The organism is Myroides sp., assembly GCF_032073645.1.
Classification (GTDB): Bacteria; Bacteroidota; Bacteroidia; order Flavobacteriales; family Flavobacteriaceae; genus Flavobacterium; species Flavobacterium odoratimimum.
Map to the genome: position 1 here is coordinate 1 of NZ_DAMANB010000008.1, position 18624 is coordinate 18624.

Genomic DNA, 18624 nt, shown 5'->3' on the forward strand with positions numbered 1-18624 from the left:
ATTGTTATAGGACTAAAGAAATTTCAGAAAACTAAAAAGTCAAGATGACTTCAATGTGTAAAGGAAGAAAAAGATACTTTAGGTGATATAATATGTTTTGATAGGTATAATATTTTGAAGAGAATAGATTATCTGTATTTAAGTATTAATATTTTAAATCATTTTTTATGTAGAGATATGGTTTAAAAAAGTATTTTTGTTTAGAAACAAATAAAAGGAAGAAATATGCCAACTATAGAAAGAGTAAAGTGCTTAATTATCGGATCAGGACCTGCTGGTTATACAGCTGCTATTTATGCTGCACGTGCGAATATGGCACCTGTGCTTTATCAAGGTCTACAACCAGGAGGACAATTAACAACAACAAATGAAGTAGAGAACTTCCCTGGATATCCAGAAGGAGTTACAGGACCTGAAATGATGATGCAATTACAGGCACAAGCACAACGCTTCGGTGCTGATATCCGTGATGGATGGGTAACGAAGGCTGAACTAAAAGGAGATGTAAAGAAAGTATGGGTAAATGAAACGACTGAGATTCATGCTGATACTGTTATTATCTCTACTGGTGCGACAGCAATGTATTTAGGATTACCATCAGAGCAACATTACTTATCATTAGGAGGAGGAGTATCTGCATGTGCAGTTTGTGATGGGTTCTTCTATAGAAATCAAGAAGTAGTAATCGTGGGAGCTGGAGATTCAGCTTGTGAGGAAGCTCATTACTTATCTAAATTATGTAAGAAAGTTACTATGCTAGTGCGTAGTGATAAGTTCCGTTCATCTCGTATTATGGAGGAACGTGTACGTAATACTGAAAACATCGAAATCCTAATGAATACGTCTACAGTAGATGTATTAGGAGATGGTAATGTAGTAACAGGTGTTCGTGTGAAAAATAATATCACTGGTGAAGAGAAAGATATTGAAGCTACAGGTTTCTTCGTGGCTATTGGTCATAAGCCTAATACAGATATCTTTAAAGAAGAATTAGAGATGGATGAGACAGGATATTTAATCACTCAAGGAAAGACTAGTAAAACGAATGTTGAAGGAGTTTTTGCTTGTGGAGATGTACAAGATAAAGATTACAGACAAGCTATTACAGCTGCAGGTTCTGGATGTATTGCAGCATTAGATGCTGAGCGTTATTTAGCTGCTAAGTAATTTGTATTGAATACAGTATATAAGGGAACCCAATAGTGGTTCCCTTTTTTATTATTAAAAGTTAATATTATATAGTGCTTAAAGGGATATTATTATATTTGTTTTTCATAAAAAATAGAAATGCTTTTACTTAAAAATATATCATTTAGTTACTTAGAAGAAAAAACAGTTATTAATAACCTTAGCTTGGTTGTCGAAAAAGGACAGCATGTTGCTCTGTTGGGAGAAAGTGGATGTGGCAAGAGTACTTTGTTAAAATTGATTTATGGTTTACAAGATCTAGATCAAGGAGAAATTCACTGGAATAACAAGCAAGTTTTAGGGCCTGCGTATCATTTGGTTCCCGGAATAGATGAAATGAGATATCTAGCTCAAGATTTCGATTTAATGCCTTTTACTTCTGTAAAAGAAAATATAGGGAAGTATCTTTCTAACTTTTATATGGAAGAGAAAGAGCATCGTATAAAAGAACTTTTGACATTAGTAGATTTAGATGACTATGCAGATGTAAAAGTAAAACACCTAAGTGGTGGACAACAACAACGTGTTGCTATAGCTCGTGTACTTGCTTTAGAGCCTGAGATTCTATTATTAGATGAACCATTTAGTCATATTGATTATTCGAGAAGAAGTCTGCTTAGACGTAATCTATTTGCTTATTTAAAAGAAAAAGGAATTACCTGTATAGTGGCTACTCATGATAGTATAGATGCATTGAGTTTTGCTGACGAGACTATTGTATTAAAAGATGGTGAGTTAGTGGATATGGGAGAAACGAAGGATGTATATGAGTTCCCATTGAATAAGTATGTTGCATCTTTATTCGGAGAGGTAAATGAATTGTATATCTCGGATTTTACAACTTCTTTTGAAGAGGATGAATTATTGCTAATATATCCTCACCAATTAATGCTCTCAAAACAAAAAGGACAAATAGAGGTAGAGGTACTTGAATCTTATTTTAAAGGAGATGGTTATATGATAAAAACTTTCTTTAATGAGGATAGGGTAGTATTCTTTGACCATCCTTTTGATATCGAAAAAGGAACTAAGATTAAACTAGCATTAAAGAAATTTCAATAATAAAAAAACGCCACTTTAATTAAGTGGCGTTTTTTTGTAGTGGATATAAGAAAAAAGCTCAGCAATTGCTGAGCTTTTAAAATATATTATTTTTTGTTTTTTACATTTTTCTCTAAGAATTGATCTTGTTCCCATAGTAAATGGAAGATATTTTCCTTAGCTGCGTAACCGTGACTTTCTTTAGGTAGAATAACCATTCTTACAGGTGCTCCTAGTCCTTTTAAAGCTTGGAAGTAACGCTCTGTTTGTAATGTAAATGTTCCAGGGTTATTATCTGCTTCACCGTGTACTAATAACATTGGAGTTTTCATTTTACTAGCATTCATGAATGGAGACATTGTATTGTATACTTCAGGAACTTCCCAATAGTTTCTTTGTTCTGTTTGGAAACCAAATGGAGTTAATGTTCTGTTGTAAGCTCCACTACGTGCAATACCTGCTGCAAATAAGTCTGAATGAGTAAGTAAGTTAGCTGTCATAAACGCTCCGTAAGAGTGTCCTCCTACAGCTACTCTCTTTCTATCTATATATCCTAATGCATCTACAGCATCAATAGCTGCTTTACCATTCGCTACTAATTGTTCTACATAAGTATCATTAGGTTCTTCTTTACCTTCTCCAACGATAGGGAATGCAGCATCATCTAATACAGCGTATCCTTTAGTCACCCAATAGATAAATGATCCATAAGAAGGGAATGTAAACTCATTAGGGTTATGTGTTACTTGCGCAGCACTATTTTTGTCTTTGTACTCAGCAGGGTAAGCCCAGATTAATAGAGGTAATTTCTCCTTCTTAGCTTTAATATCATATCCTGCAGGTAAGTATAAAGTACCAGATAATTCTAAACCATCTTCTCTCTTATATTTAATCACCTCTTTGTGTACTCCGTTTAAAGAGCTGAAAGGATTTTTAAATGAAGTGATTGCTTTTAAGTCATTCTTCTTGTTGATATTTCTGAAGTAGTAGTTAGGATATTCAGTAGCTGATTGAATAGACACTAATACTAGTCCTTTCTTTACATCTTCTATAGATTGAATAGTCTCTTTTTTATCTGTGTAATTAGACTGGTACAATCTTTTTGTTTTTAATGTTTTTAAATCGAACTCATCGATGAAAGGGAATTGTCCTTTAGCTGTATAACCTTTTCCTATTAAGAATAGCTTATTGTTTTCTTTAGCTAGTACATAACGGTCAAATTCATTTCTTTTTAACTCGAATGTACCTGGATCACTGTATACGTCTTGTGAATTTCTGTCTTCTATTTTTACAGGAGCATCATTAAATTTAGATGGATTGATAATGAACGTTCTAGTATTTCTAGTGTCATACCATTGGTCACCTACTAAAGCTAAGTTGTTATCGCCCCAAGTGATACCACCATAACGTTGAGATAGCTTAACAATAGATTTAGGAGCATCAGTAAATGGAGCATCCCAAGTGAATACTTCGTCTCTGAAAGGTACATCTTTAGCAGGATCACCACCATCTAGAGCTTCTACATAATAAATAGTAGCAGCTTTATCAGCTCTCCATCCCATACTTCTTTTTCCTTCACGTGTAGCCATAAAACCTTTAGGCATAATTTCATTTAAAGGAATATCATTTACTTCTTTTACTAAGTTACCCGCTTTGTCATAAACTACAGTTTTCATAGGAAAACGGTTTAGTGATACTAAGTAAGAGAATGGTTTCTGTAATGTAGTAACCATTAAATATTCTCCATCAGGAGAGAAACTAGAACCAACAAATAAATCTCCTTTTTTGAAAAGTGTTTTATTTCCTTTTAGGTCTATTTTATATAATTCAGACGTAACTAAAGTTTCGAAGTTAGCCTCGTCAGTTTTATTCTTTAATAAATCTTGGTATGTTCTGTTTTGAGAAACAACACCTTCACTTACAGATACGATAGGGCCTGTTGGTAGGTTTTTAGAAGTATCGATTAATGCAGGTCTATTAGCAGGGATTTGGTTAATCAATAAAGATTGGCTATCCTTAAACCAAGTAATAGGGTTACCGATGTTTGCATTTAAATTTGCCTCAGTAAGTTTAGTTGCTTGAGCAGTTTTTACGTCTAAGATCCAAAGTTCCACACCGTTTTCAGCAGTGTTAGTGAATGCTAATTTTGATTGATCAGGAGACCAAGTAATATTAGTAATTCTAGGATTAGCTGGTAATCCTTTTACTTGTATTTCTTGAGTATCTTTTATTTTTCTAACTTTTAGGTTAGTAATATAAGTTACTGTGCTTGAAATATTAGTGTTTACATCGATACGTAAACCAGCAAGTCTCATTTCATTTACATTCAAATCCATTAATGTTTTATATGTACTCCTATAGCTTAGAAGCATATATTCCATTTTGTTGTCCATAGATATAGCAGGTGCTCTTTCGAAGTCAGCTAATTCTAGAATTTCTTGAGATGGCTTTTGATATGTAACATTTTCTTGTGCGTACATAGAACTAATCAAAAATAGGGATAATAAGGTTGTTTTGATGATTCTCATTATGGTTAGTTTTAACGTTAGGTTGGCTAATATAAATGAAATTATTGAGTGTTCTGTTAGTGTATAGCCTTTTTGTGGCAAAAATGTTTAAGTTTTTAGTTATTAGTGTATTTTTGTAGCTCGTAAACCAATTTTTTTAAAAATGTTTAGATCAAAAATAAGCGGATTAGGATATTACGTTCCTGAGAATGTAGTGACCAATGACGACCTGGCAAAGATAATGGACACTAACCATGAATGGATTGTAGAGAGAACAGGTATACATGAAAGAAGACACAAAGCATTAGAAGAAGATACAACTTCTGGAATGGGAGTAAAGGCTGCTCGTATAGCGATGGAAAGAGCAGGAGTAGAGGCTGAGGATATTGACTTTGTCGTATTTGCTACTTTGAGCCCTGATTATTATTTCCCAGGACCAGGGGTAATGTTACAACGTGAATTAGGATTAAATACTGTTGCAGCATTAGATATTCGTGCGCAGTGTTCAGGTTTTATCTATGCTTTGTCTATAGCAGATCAGTATATTAAAACAGGGATGTATAAAAATGTACTTGTCGTAGGGTCAGAAGTACACTCTACAGGTTTAGATATGACCACTAGAGGTAGAGGTGTGTCTGTTATTTTTGGTGATGGAGCTGGAGCAGCAGTATTGACTCGCTCTGAGAATGAAGAACAAGGATTATTATCTACACATATCCACTCACAGGGAGAGCATGCAGAAGAATTAGCTTTATTAGCACCAGGAATGGGAGGTAGATGGGTAACAGATATCTTAAAAGATAATGACCCAGACGATGTTAGTTACACTCCGCATATGAATGGACAGTTTGTGTTTAAAAATGCAGTAGTTCGTTTTAGCGAGGTGATTAATGAAGGATTAGAAGCAAATGGTCTACAGATATCAGATATTAATATGTTAATCCCGCATCAAGCTAATTTAAGAATCTCTCAATTTATTCAACAGAAGTTTGGTTTATCAGATGACCAAGTATTTAATAATATCCAAAAATACGGAAACACAACCGCTGCTTCTGTGCCAATAGCTTTAACAGAAGCTTGGGAAGCGGGTAAGATTAAAGAAGGTGATTTAGTTGTATTAGCAGCTTTTGGAAGTGGATTTACTTGGGGAAGTGTTATTATTAAGTGGTAAAAAATAATTATATTAGCTTTAATTAAGTTAATGTAGTTATGAAATTTGATAAAATCCACAATAAGGGTCAGGCTAGATTATTTAAGAATCCTTATTTAGAAATGCTTACTAAGGGGCATCCTGCAGTTATTTGGGGGATGTATATACCTGTATTATCATATATAGTATATCTAGGATATACAGATTACAATTTATCAGTCCAGAATCTGATTCTTCTATTCTTTGGAGGAATGATATTCTGGACTTTTTTTGAATATCTAGCACATCGTTATATCTTTCATTTAATAAGTGATAAACCGAATGCACAAAGGTTTGCTTATATTATGCATGGTAATCATCACCATTATCCTCGTGATAGACAGCGATTATTCATGCCACCTGTACCTAGTATTATTTTAGCTTCTTTACTTTTTGGATTACATTATCTGATTATGGGTAGATATACATTTGGTTTTTATCCCGGTTTTATAATAGGGTATCTGTTATATGCGTCGATGCATTATGCTATTCATGCATTTGCACCACCTTTTAAGTTTATGAAGCCACTATGGCGTAACCACCATTTGCATCACTATAAAGATGAAGACATGGGCTTCGGTGTAAGTAATACTTTTTGGGATCGAGTATTCGGAACAATGTTCGATCTAGATAAGGAGAAAGAAGATAAAGAGAAGGTAAAAGAACTTATGTTTGAAAAGAAAAATAAATAAAAAAACGACTATCAATCTGATAGTCGTTTTTTTTTTGTAAAAAATATTATTTTTTAGCCCATTTGTTTTCTGATAATTTAAGTTTACCATTATCATTTCCCCAGATTAGATTTGCTAAATAAGGGTTGTCAATAAAAGGATTTCTATTTCCTTGAGAATATTGATTATTTGGGTTACCGTGATAGTCATTACGTTTTATCTCTATTTCAGACACAGGATCTTCTTCATTCCATTTTAAGAATAAGTCAATCATGCCATCTCTTTCACCTTTATTAAAGAATAGGATAGATCCTTCTCCAATAGCTCCTGGATGACATTGCTGTTCATATCGCACGAACATATACATCATCATTCTAGCTACATCACCTTTCCACTCTTCACCAGGATACCAGTAGTTTCCTCTTTTTCCAGAATTACCTTTACCATCTACAAATTTTAGATTACCTCTAGTATTATTCCACTCACCATTAATAGGACGAAGGTTGTGGACATCTGTTCCTGCGATTAAACCTATTTCTGTATATCCAGGATATTTATCTGTAACTAGTTTTGGATTAGCGAGAGACTTTGCATACACGTGTTCACGTTCCCATAGTTTATCTCTTAGATTAGGGTTGCTTGTTCCACTTGTATTTCTGCGTTCTTTATCTAAAGATCGTGAATGTACATCTTTATTACTTTCTCCATGAGGCCAACCATATATTAATAAAACATTGTTTGGGTTATCAGGGTCTTCATCAGTTATTTTTGAAGCGTTCCATACATCAGGAGTGTACTTTAAGTGTCTATGAGTCTTAGTAACGAGTTTGTTTAAAGATTCTTTTAATTTTAACCCTCTTAAATTTAGATCAATATCTCTATAGTAAGCTATTTCTTCCTTTGTTACTGGAATATAGTTATTCGAATCATAGAGATTGTTGTCTGTGATAGGAGGATTTGGATCTTCAGGAATAGGTTTGTCTATTATAGCATTATCTTCTTTTGAACAAGAGAAAGATAATATGGCAAGACATAGTACTATACTAAATCTTTTAATCATTGGTAATTATGTTTTATTGTTTCTGTTAAAGCAAAATTACTTAATTAAAAAGTGATAATGACGGAAAGTGTCCAAAATAAACCAAATAAAAAAAGGACATCTTTATAAAGATGTCCTTTTACCTGTAGCCCCAACTGAACAAATCTCGAACCTTTTTTGGGAAGATTTGGAAAGGTTAGCCACTACAGATTTTCAAATTTAGATTTAAAGAAACCATATTCTTCATCAATGAGTATTCTTCTGTCTAGCCCCAAATTCATTTCCTCACAAGTAGTTTCAGCTACTAATGAACAAGAAAAGCAAGCAGATAAATTGAGGTCAAAAATACCTTGTCCGTCAGATTCCCAACATAATGGGTCTGACGAACAATTAGTTGATCTTTCTAATCCCTTTTTTATGATATTTAGTATTTCTTCAGGTTCTCCTTGTGAAACTAAACCTCCCATACTTCCCTCAGAGCCTTCTGCTGTATAAATTAGAACACCAGACATTGTTCTATCAGAAGTGTTTGAAATAAAAAGCCTTTCTTTTAAGCTAGCAGTTGGATAACCACAAGAGAATTCTAATTCTCTCATCATTAAATGGGAAAACGAGTGGATTAAAAAATGTTTCAAGCCATTGTTAGCTAATTTTTGTTTTATTCCAGCTCCTTGTTCTTTATAATTAATTTCTCGACTCGTAAATTTTGAAAATCTTTCGTTTAACTTTGTAGAATTCTGATTTATCCATGTATTAATTGCATCATCATTAAACTGAAAAAACAAACCTTCACCATAAGTTTCATTCGCTGGCAAAACAAACAACTCGTCCTTTCCTATTGAAAAAATATTTTGCCCTATTGATGCGTCTTCAACAACTTTTTCCCCAACCTCATTTAAACGTACTATTCGTTCTTTAGGCTTCACTCTAGTAAAATCAAATTGAATATTAGTTACCTTTAGTTCTTCTACTTGTTGTATTTTAGTAAAAAATGATTGTAGTTCACTTGTTAATACAATATCTTGAAAGCTAAGCCCTTTATTTTCTTTAATATTTGGAATTGAAGAATTCTGAGAAAAACATCTGTATTCTTGCCATCGATATTCTTCGTACGGATCCTTAGATTGTTCATTATCAATATTTAGGAAAATACTTTTTAATGATTTTGAAAATTGCTCTTGGTCTGATTCTATCTGAATGTCATTATCGCTTAAAAATTCGTCAAAATCATCTTCTACTTTATTTAACCAATAATCCTCTTTTAAAATAGCTTTGTTGCTATTTCTTTTGTTGTAGCGTTCTTCTAATATTTCGAGTGCATCAAGTAATTCTATTGAAATATCTTGAGCTAAATGCATTGGAATAAATAAACTGGAAAAAACGTTTGCATAATATACATTATTTGCTGTAACCAATGAAACCTGCATTTTCCCACGACCGTTCTGTTGTTCACCTAGAATATAACATTTTTCAAAAGGAATGGATTCTGGAACTGACAATTCTATTTCCCAAGGTTTTTGCCCTTTACAGTTTGGTTGTAAGCTATTAATCCCCTCTAAATTAACTTTCGGTTTTTCTTTTGAGACACCTGAACCTAATCCACAACTTTTACATTCTATATAAATACTTCCATAACCTTCGGATTTGGTTTTACTTTCTGTCCAAATTAAATTAGGATTACTGCAACATGGCTCTAAATCAAATAAATTCTCTCCATTTTCATTATCTTTCGCTAACTGATAATTCCCTTTTAGTGTTTTCCAGACTAAAAACTTTGACCAAGGTATATCGGACAAATGTCCATTAGGACAAATTAAAGATAAGTTTAGTTGTTCTAGTTCTTTATATTCTCTATAATTTATTTCACGCCCTTCAGCGTCTTTTCGCTTAAATTCTCTTACAAAATCAGATATATCTCTTGGCGGAGCAAATTCGCTGATTGTTGGTATTCCATTGTTTTTGCGACTTTCTCTTTCCCATAATTCTTTCCATTCCAAAACTGTTTTAAGTTCACCTTTTTTATTTTTGAACCATTTAGGAAAATGTGTTCCGACAATCATGTAATCACTTGACGTTCCTGTTTCTCCTGTGTTTTCCAATGCTGCCTTTATAGGATGATTTTTCCAATTTGGCGTATTGAAAGATTCATTGAGTGCCATGTGTGGAACACCAATTAAACAAACTAAATTGTTCAATTCTTTTTCAGCTCTTATAAAGCAAATAAATCGTTGGTCATTTATAAAATCAATACCACGTTTGCCTATTTCAGATTCACTTATATCATAAACTTTTCTGTCATCAGAATTGGTTGTACGAATTGTTTCTACTTTGGAATTCGCCCATTTCATAAATTTCCATTTGTTAATGTCAGAAATCAATACATAAGAACCAACCTTTGTTGTAATAATTGAACCCACACCTGCCGTTGAAGACAGTAATTTATACTTTCCTATACCTTGATTATACTGGTTGGAGTTTAATATTTTCATTTTTAAATTGAATTTATTTTAATTGCAGCTTCTGGCTCAATTACTCGTAGAGACATTGGAACTTGCCATTTTTCACTATGAATATTACCTTCATATTCCTCTATATCAACGTAAAGCTGTTCTTGTTTTCTTACTTGATTTGCTCCATTTTTCTTTCTAGTGAAAACTAAATCTGTTGAGCTATCAAGACTTTCTTCAAACTTCTTCCATTCTTCGAAAGCTTCTTCAATCCATTGTTTAATTTGAATAACATTCTCTTGTCTTAGTAGGTTGTTAACTAACTTATCAAAATTGGAAAGTCTTACTTTTCGTTTTTCAAAATAAGATGTCATTTCAGAAATAATCATAAAAAGTTCTGATTCTGTAATTGAAGAAATGCTACTTGCTGAATTTCTTTCTGTAAATCTTGTAGTATGACGAAGCATTGTCGCTAAATACAAGCCCATATACCTTTCAACAGATTTTTTTGTAAATGGTGTAATGGAAATAGGTTCAACATAACTATACATCTTTTCGTGAAACTCAATAAACTTCTCATAGTGTGATATATCTCTTGCCCTGAAAGGATGATGTACAGTTAAGACCAAACCATAATCATTCCTTGCTACACGGCTACTTGCTTGAATATATTCAGCATTATTTCTTGGCATTGAGTTCATAACAATAGTATTGAACCGTGAAACATCAATTCCTACAGAAATCATATTGGTTGCTACAACAAATTCAGGCGGCGTACTACCTCTTATAATTTCATCATTTTGATTGTTTGCAAATCTATTTTTAGCCTTCCATTTCGATTCTACTTCTTTAAGTTCCTCTTTCACTTCTTCTCCTGATAATCTGCCTGTTAATTCAGATTCTCTTATAGGTCCATAAGTATAAATTGGGTGCATTAATTTTTGTGGACGAATAACTCGATTGAAAACTCTTCGAAGTTCTTTCAAAATATAAGTCTGTATTTGAGATTGGGTTTTACCAACTTCTTTTAAGCTATTGAAATAGGAGATAGTTGTATGATAATAATCCATTGCTTTTTCAAAGTCTTTATATTTTTCAAAATCAATCGGAGTGTTATTAGATAATTCTTTTATTTCAAAAATTGCCCGATGCGTCATAATGATGGCTGCCAATCTCATTTGCATCCAAATTTGTGTTCTGCCCGTAGGTAACACTCCAATATATTTTCTTTTGGATAAATACTTTTCGGACTCTTTCTCAGCATTACTGAATTTTCTTCTATAGAATGCAAAGAACGAATCATCACATTCTACTCCAGGTTTGGGGAAAAGATTAACCTTTCTGTCAAACAATGCAGCAATTTGTAATTGCGTATTTCGAGTCGTAGCCGTGGATGAAATTATTTTTGGTCTTGTTCCATCCCCTCTTGTACAAAGTTGATCAACGGCGGCTTCAAACAATGCAACTGCAGAACCAAGAGGTCCAAGTAATAAATGAAGCTCATCTTGAATAATCAAATCTGGTGGCAGATAGCCAGCATGAGGTTTTCCTTGCTCCCAATTCCCCCTACCGAATAAACGTCTTGAATCTATATTTCTTCCTTTGTCTGTACCATTTACTTTGTGAGCTAATTGCGCAAATTTATCAACTGTACCAAATAACAATGTTGGTGGATGTTGATAAATGATTTCATCAGAAAGACAAACAGGGATTGAACCTTGATCACTTTGTCTCACTCTTGCTCGTCTTTTTGGATATGAAAAGGAACATTTATTATCTGAACACTTTAGGTGAACTTTATTTGAGAACCAATGATTTTCTCGGTTATTTAAATTTTCAGTATCTTCTTTATCCTCTCCTTCAATGTCATTTCCACACCAAGGACAATTTGAAAAAGGAATTTTATTAGGTTGCTGATTGTTTAGTTTTTCAAATTCAATTATTAAGTCTTCTGTTTTATTTGGTAGGGAGTTATCTCCAACCCATAACCCAATTGTAATAGGCTCACTTCCTAATTCATATTGATTCCAACGTCTAATTAATTCCAACGCCATTATCACTAATGTTGCTCTTTGAAATTGTTGCATTGTAAGCAAACGTAAAGTATATCGCATAATAGAAGCAACTCCTCCACCTTCTTCTTTATACAATTTTCTTCTATTGATTATTGTAAGAGCGATTAATCCAAGATATGCTTCTGTTTTTCCACCACCTGTCGGAAACCAAACTAAGTCCACCCATTCGTTTCTTTTCTCCCAATTATTATCATTTTTAATTTTGAAGACACCATCGAGATTTAAAAGAATAAAAGCTAATTGGAATGCTCTCCAACCAGCAGATTCCGTTTGAGAAAACAGTTTATCATCAGCTTGTTTATAAAAATCGAAATCAAAAAGATGAAAATCTTCTTGTTCAAGTATAGAAATGACTTTATTTTCTTTAACCTTTACAGAATGCCATAATTGCATAAACATCGCTCCATTCATCAATCGGAATGAATCTAAATTGTCTTTATTATTTTCTCCTTGCAATAAAGTTTCAATATTAGTTTTCATTCGTTGATAATCTTTCTTACATTCTTCTAATTCTTGAAAGGCAATATCTTTTAAATCAGATTGATATTTTATATCATTTTTTTTGTTCTCAATCCATTTTCCATACGAATTTACAAATGCCAGTAAACCGTTTACAACGTCGTTATTTTCTGTATCGGAAAATATAGAAAGCCATTTGAACTCTTGTGGGTGTGAATTTGGTAAAAATAGTGGCGAAACAAAATTACCATTAACAGTCTCAATTGCAGGTTTGCTTTTATCTCGAGGTATTGGATCAATATCAGGCGTTTGGCAGTCGGGCAAATATTCTGTTTCTACTCTTTTATTATCGATATCCCATTTTGCAGAACAACCATGACCGATAGCGTAATCCTTAAATTGATCATAAATAAATTGAGTTGTTGTATCTTCATCGTAAATTCCAGATTCATTTTTTAAATATTGATAATCAGAGTACGGTACCAAAAAATCGTCTTCTACAGAAATTTTAACACCAAAAAATGTTCGTTGATTTACCACTTCATTAAAAGTCGAGAAATATCTGTTATCATCATTTTTTTTGTTTAATGTAAAAGGAGAGCTTGTGTTAATTAATTGGATTTTTACAAAAATCTTATCGGATTTTACTCTTGAATCTCGGTTTAGTTGAATATTGGCAGATAGAGAAGCGTACTCTTCTTCTTTATCCGTAATATTGAATTTGAAAAGATGTTCCAGTCCTGTTTTTTCTTCTCCGTTCTCGTCAATTACAATAATATTTTTTACTGATTCTGGTTTATTATATAAAAAAGATGTTTTGCTTCTTGATTTTGGAAAATCAATATTTTGAAGTTTTATTGTTCTATTAATTAGATTTGATTGCCAAAGTCCATAACCTCCAGAATATGCATCTAATAGATTTCGTAGATGATCCGTAATATTTTCAATCAATTCTATTTCTTGAGTAATAACATATAGCTCTTGTCTTGTAATGTTATCAACAATTGAGTTTTTTAGTTCATAATAAATCGTTGATTTTAAACTGCTCAAGTAAGATTTATTCTTTGTTAAACGGGGTAAGCTATAAATTTCACTCGCTTTATCGAATAAGTTTTCTGCACAGCTTTTTTGTATATTTCGAATAGTTGTTTTTAGTTCAGTTATTTGTTCTGAACTAATTTTTGATAATAACAAAAAAACGTTTTGCCCTTTGGTAAGAATTGAAAATTGAGCTAACTTATTTTCAGTCAAAAAGTTTCTTAGCTTTTCTATTTCAACTTCGCACAATAATCCGTATTTGTTGTTGAACTTTCCTTCTTTGTCTTGTTTTAGTTTTTGGTAATATCTAAATGAAACGTCGAATGTTATTTCATCTTTCTCTAAATTTTCTTTTTCTAAACAGAAAGTAAGTCCCATCATTTTGGGGTACATCTGATTTAGTTCTATGCCATTAGAAGCCTCGTCAGATTCCATACTATTATTCTGTGAATCTTTTTCGTCAACACCATCTTCTTCTTTAGTTTGTTCATTGTTATCTAAAACGGCTCCTTGCTGGCAGGTTTCACTATGATCTTCAGGAAAAAGAATACCTGTACTATAAATCGCAGCAGGAACAATGTCTAAAATTTCAGTGTTATAGTTTATTGATGGTTCTTTACTAAGATCTTTTTCTAATAAAAGTTCATTTTCTAAGTCAACAAACTTATACCCGTTTATTCCTGGGCCTAATGTTTGTTCCCGAATAAACGTTTCTAAATCTTTTCTTTTTTGTAGTACTTTATTCATTATTCAACCTTTTTGAATTTTTCCATTTCTTTTAATACAATCTCTGGCTTTATTAATTCAACTAAAGCAACCAAATTGTCTCCCAAGTATCTTTCATCAATACCTAATTCATCCAAAGGATGTTTCCTTTTATAGTTTTCAAGATTAGCTGTGATAATTTTATCAATATCCTCACTTTCGTCAAAACTACTATCATTGAATAAATCCTGTAAAAGTCGATTCATTTGCCGAGTACTTTGCCGATTGGATTGTTTAGATGCATTTTTTAATCGACGAATTAGTGTGAAATATATTGGTGGTAATCCAAGAAAATTACAAAGTTCTATAAATACTTTTTTACTGATAGGAGCAATAGAATCACTTTCTGGATTTATCCAATTATTTGTAAAATGATGTAATGAAACAATTTTAACTCCTTTGGTTTCAAAATGATTTTTTAACTCTTCATATAATGCTTCTTCATTACTTGTTGATGCTTTTTGTTTTAATAAAAGTTTCCAAAGCCTTCCTGAATCTGTTTCATTTATTTCAAATTGCTGACGAATAATGTTCAACTCCTCATCTTGTTGAGATCTATCCATTATCTTTTCATACAGATTGATGCGTTCTTGAATTTCATCAAGATAATGAACAAAATATTTTTCATCCTCATCAATTGCTTCTATAATATTTCCGATTTTATCAACTTTAAAAACCTTTTTATCTCTTGAATAAATAAAAAGATCTGAACAGTTGAAAGTCTTTTCTCTTTCACCTTTCAGTTTAAGCTTAATGGTTTCTCGATTTGTGTTCCCTGAATATTGTTGTTCTAAGTCCCAATTTGTATTTTCTACTATTTCTGGTTTCATGGCATTGATTGATTTCTTTAATCTTTCCCATTGAAAATATTTTTGTCTTAAAGGGTGATCTAAAAGTTTATACAAATCTTTGGTAACATTATATTTTGCCCATTGGTATCTTATTAAAAATAAAAACTTATGGTAGATAGCCGTAATTTCTACATCTTTTAAAACTGTAGTTTCTATCACATTCGGATAAAAATAATACGGGAATTTTCCTTGATCTTGATATGATAAAATGATAATGTTATTATACTTATTAGGGATTAATTCAGACCAAGAAATTAGTTTATTACTATCTTTTAGTGATAGGGATTTGGAAATCAAACCTCTTAATTGTTTTGATTTAAGTATAAAAACATCAATAAACAATGTGGTTTCGCTTTTTATTTTTTCAGATACAGATTGTTTCATATCAGAGCTGATAATCAATTCTAATATATTCCCAAGACAATTCCTTAGAGTTGATAAATCTTCATATCTTAAATTCAATAGTCTTTGCTTTGTTTCTTCCGATATTAGTTCAGAAGTGTCTTTCTCTGAAAAAATATCTTGCAGTATGTAATCTTTGATTTCACTGTCGAAACATAAAGAATATAAATTCATCATTTTTATAGACCTCAATTCGTATAAATCCTGAACGTTTGTTTCAAGTAAAAAAGCATCCCAAAAACTAGACTTCTCAATTCCAACAAAAGTAACAGGAATGTATTTTGTAGATTTTCGTTTTAGACAATCATCAATTTCTGATTGAAGTATTGGATAACTTTCATTATTTGTTATTTTGAATCTGCTCTGAATTAATACCAGTTTATCTCTGAAAGTTTGAACAGAATTGTTTTTATTTCCAAAGGAAAAAATCAAATATTTTTTCAGATTAACATCATAATCTTTTATCATGTCTTGCTGTGAAAAACTTTGCATCATTCTCTTTCTTTCACAGTCAAATAGTACAACATTCTCTAAATTGTCAATGATAGAATTATCTATCTCATCGATTTCATTTAATGTCGATTTCGTATTTAATAGGTTAAATGTGGGATAAGCATTGTAATTATCAATTGTACAAGCATATGGATTAGTAGTAAGAAAATCATTTATGGAGTTTGTTAACCAGACCTGACAATTAAAAACCGTATTATTTAAAATTTCATTACCATTTCCTAAATCGCAATAAAAATCAATTAGAGTTTTTATACTAGTTTTTTCTTTAATCCAATTTTTATAAATTTTATTTCCTCCATTTTTCCCACTTGCACCATCTGGACAAGTGTTGAGTTTTCTCAATTTTGAATTAAGCTTGAGTTTAACTGATTCAAACCAATCATTATTTCCACTTGATAAATTGTTTTTCGTATAACTTTCTTTAAATAAACGTATTAACACATATTGAGCTATTATAGATAACGAATCATCATTAAGACTATGTGTAAAATGTAAATGAAATATTTGAGGGTTATCGTTTTCTTCGGAAAATACTGCATTCAATAATAAATGAATATAACGTAGCAAAAGGATGTTTTTTTCCTTCTTTTCGCTTTGAATCAACTCAACGATATTTTGAAAAAGAGCATCTTCCTCGTCCTGAAAACGAAACAAATGCTGACGAATATGTTGGTCTATTAAATTCATTATTTCACTATGTTTATTTCCAGATTTAACATTGCTCGTGTAATACCTATAAATATCTCATATTTATTTAGTTCGGAAGGCTCAGAAATAACTAAATAAACGTTCTTTTTTTCCAATCCTTTAAATTTTAATATTGACGTATATCGGAGCTTATTGGCAGTATCTCCAATATTTGATTCATTCAATTCCTCCACATCTTTTATTATTAACAGCTCCTTTAAATCTTCATGACCTTTATAATTTCCTTTTAGAAATGTTGATTCTATTAAAATAACACAATCATTTCCTTTAAGAGAAGAATCGGCTTCACGAATTGGCGTTAAGATCGATTTTACTATGTGCTTTTTTACACTTTTCAAATCATTATGATATATAATAGAAATATTAGAGAATTTAGCTTCAAAATTTTCATTGCTAAATATCTTTGGATTCTCCAATATTTCTTCACTTAATTTCCTAATACTGGGGTTTTGAATACTTCGTTTTACTTCATTTAGTTTAAAATGAGAATAATACTCTGAAATCAAATCCGCAAGCTCAGAAACATTTCTCCCACTATTAGAATAACTTTGGTCTATGTCATAAAGAATAAGTGAATTTCCATTTGAAAGTCCTTTACCATTATAACCTGAGAAAGAATTGATAAATAAATCTAAGCCTTTGTCAAATATATCTTGTGCTTCATCTATTACGATAAAGTCATAAGGAATAAAGCCTTTTTCATTCTCTATTCTTAAAATAGTATCTTTCACAAAATCATAAAATTCGTCTTCTGAAAATGATTTCAATTTTTCATATTCCATTTCTGGATTAAGTTTTTGGAAGAAACGAAAAAAGGTTGTTATTTCTATGTCGTTTAATAGATTTCGTTCATTCAATAGTGATTTAGTATAGTACATTAAAAAGCTATTCCAACACAAATAAATACCTTTTTTACCAGCTTGTTTGTCTATAAACGCTTTAGCTATAGTGGTTTTTCCAGAGCCAGGAGGTCCTTCAATAAGGATTCGTGGATTTTTATAAAGACCTTCAAGGATTTCAATGTTATGAACTCCAAGCCATTCCAAGGTGTTAATCGAGGTGTTTTGATTTCTATCTCCAATTCTTGGACTAAGTATTTTTTTAATTGCAGAATATTCCTTTGACGTAAGGTCTTCATAGTTCCTGAAATGTCGCTTGTGTTTAATCTTTGAATATTCAATCGCCCGTAAAAGAAATTCTTCGATTGAATTATTGAAAACTGGCGCATTGTAAGCTGTCCATAACAAATTGGAATCGATCAATTTTGAATCAAAAGGATAATCTACATGAGGAAGTGTTACAACTTCACAGAAGAAGCAATTCTTTAAGTTGTTGAGTATGTTATCTTTTAAGGTGAATCTGTACCCTTCTACTTGCTTGAATGGATTTTGCTTCATCGGTGTCTCAAAGTTTTTTCCATAATAAAATGTGTTATTCATTGTGGAAATAGGACCTCCTTTTACTTCTAATACAATTAATCCATGCTTTGAAAGTATTACAAAATCTATTTGCGCACTTGTTTTTTTGTAATAATTGTGATTATCTGAATGTTCTGGTAATTTTAAATCGTGCCAAACATCCCATTCAATGTCACTTTTACTCAGATCCTCCCAAAGCTTTCTGTAAACAGCAATTTCTCCGTTAAGAGGACTTCCGTCTTCTTTTACGATAATTTTTTCTAGTGCATCTATTGGGTTATTTGGATGAAATTGAACAGGCATAATCTTGGTT

General features: G+C 31.8%; 10 protein-coding genes. 4 read left to right on the forward strand and 6 right to left on the reverse strand.

The window, feature by feature from the left end:
• Positions 1 to 225 precede the first annotated feature (225 nt).
• Positions 226 to 1167, forward strand: a complete 942-nt coding sequence (gene trxB / locus RT228_RS07730) for a thioredoxin-disulfide reductase (RefSeq protein ID WP_006260773.1) — start codon at positions 226 to 228, stop codon at positions 1165 to 1167.
• 120 nt (positions 1168 to 1287) lie between these two features.
• Positions 1288 to 2250: an ABC transporter ATP-binding protein gene (locus RT228_RS07735; protein ID WP_006263107.1), complete on the forward strand. Its 963-nt coding sequence runs from the start codon at positions 1288 to 1290 to the stop codon at positions 2248 to 2250.
• Positions 2251 to 2336: 86 nt separating this feature from the next.
• Here the strand turns inward: RT228_RS07735 and RT228_RS07740 are convergent, their stop codons facing one another.
• A complete protein-coding gene (locus tag RT228_RS07740; RefSeq protein ID WP_006266633.1) occupies positions 2337 to 4838 on the reverse strand; it encodes an alpha/beta hydrolase family protein in 2502 nt (833 codons plus the stop codon).
• Positions 4839 to 4899: 61 nt separating this feature from the next.
• Between RT228_RS07740 and RT228_RS07745 the strand changes: the two genes are divergently transcribed.
• Together RT228_RS07745 and RT228_RS07750 are read left to right on the forward strand one after the other, a co-directional pair.
• Complete coding sequence (locus RT228_RS07745; RefSeq protein ID WP_006256811.1) at positions 4900 to 5907, forward strand: 3-oxoacyl-ACP synthase III family protein; 1008 nt, start codon at positions 4900 to 4902, stop codon at positions 5905 to 5907.
• A gap of 38 nt (positions 5908 to 5945) precedes the next feature.
• The gene (locus tag RT228_RS07750) at positions 5946 to 6617 is read left to right on the forward strand and encodes a sterol desaturase family protein (RefSeq protein WP_006266634.1); all 672 of its coding nucleotides are present in this window, start codon (positions 5946 to 5948) and stop codon (positions 6615 to 6617) included.
• 46 nt (positions 6618 to 6663) lie between these two features.
• On the opposite strand, the gene RT228_RS07755 is transcribed toward RT228_RS07750, so the two are convergent.
• From RT228_RS07755 to RT228_RS07775, 5 genes are all read right to left on the reverse strand, one after another.
• Entirely contained in the window at positions 6664 to 7656 is a 993-nt protein-coding gene (locus RT228_RS07755; RefSeq protein ID WP_006266635.1) for an endonuclease I family protein, read from the reverse strand.
• Between the two features lie 182 nt (positions 7657 to 7838).
• Complete coding sequence (drmB, locus tag RT228_RS07760; RefSeq protein ID WP_006260684.1) at positions 7839 to 10124, reverse strand: DUF1998 domain-containing protein; 2286 nt, start codon at positions 10122 to 10124, stop codon at positions 7839 to 7841.
• Positions 10125 to 10126: 2 nt separating this feature from the next.
• Positions 10127 to 14401 (reverse strand): helicase-related protein, encoded by a 4275-nt coding sequence (locus RT228_RS07765; protein WP_006260685.1) that lies wholly within the window; start codon positions 14399 to 14401, stop codon positions 10127 to 10129.
• Entirely contained in the window at positions 14401 to 16872 is a 2472-nt protein-coding gene (locus RT228_RS07770) for a hypothetical protein (protein ID WP_006260686.1), read from the reverse strand. Before RT228_RS07770 ends, RT228_RS07765 begins: the two co-directional genes overlap by 1 nt.
• A complete protein-coding gene (locus RT228_RS07775; RefSeq protein ID WP_006260687.1) occupies positions 16872 to 18614 on the reverse strand; it encodes a nuclease-related domain-containing DEAD/DEAH box helicase in 1743 nt (580 codons plus the stop codon). The genes RT228_RS07770 and RT228_RS07775 overlap by 1 nt, the downstream gene beginning before the upstream one ends.
• Between the last annotated feature and the right edge of the window lie 10 nt (positions 18615 to 18624).

Bases quoted from the DNA above. Each gene is read 5' to 3' on its own strand.
- trxB (WP_006260773.1), top strand. From the start codon at position 226: ATGCCAACTATAGAAAGAGTAAAGTGCTTAATTATCGGATCAGGACCT.
- RT228_RS07735 (WP_006263107.1), top strand. From the start codon at position 1,288: ATGCTTTTACTTAAAAATATATCATTTAGTTACTTAGAAGAAAAAACA.
- RT228_RS07745 (WP_006256811.1), top strand. From the start codon at position 4,900: ATGTTTAGATCAAAAATAAGCGGATTAGGATATTACGTTCCTGAGAAT.
- RT228_RS07750 (WP_006266634.1), top strand. From the start codon at position 5,946: ATGAAATTTGATAAAATCCACAATAAGGGTCAGGCTAGATTATTTAAG.
- RT228_RS07755 (WP_006266635.1), bottom strand. From the start codon at position 7,656: ATGATTAAAAGATTTAGTATAGTACTATGTCTTGCCATATTATCTTTC.
- drmB (WP_006260684.1), bottom strand. From the start codon at position 10,124: ATGAAAATATTAAACTCCAACCAGTATAATCAAGGTATAGGAAAGTAT.
- RT228_RS07765 (WP_006260685.1), bottom strand. From the start codon at position 14,401: ATGAATAAAGTACTACAAAAAAGAAAAGATTTAGAAACGTTTATTCGG.
- RT228_RS07770 (WP_006260686.1), bottom strand. From the start codon at position 16,872: ATGAATTTAATAGACCAACATATTCGTCAGCATTTGTTTCGTTTTCAG.
- RT228_RS07775 (WP_006260687.1), bottom strand. From the start codon at position 18,614: ATGCCTGTTCAATTTCATCCAAATAACCCAATAGATGCACTAGAAAAA.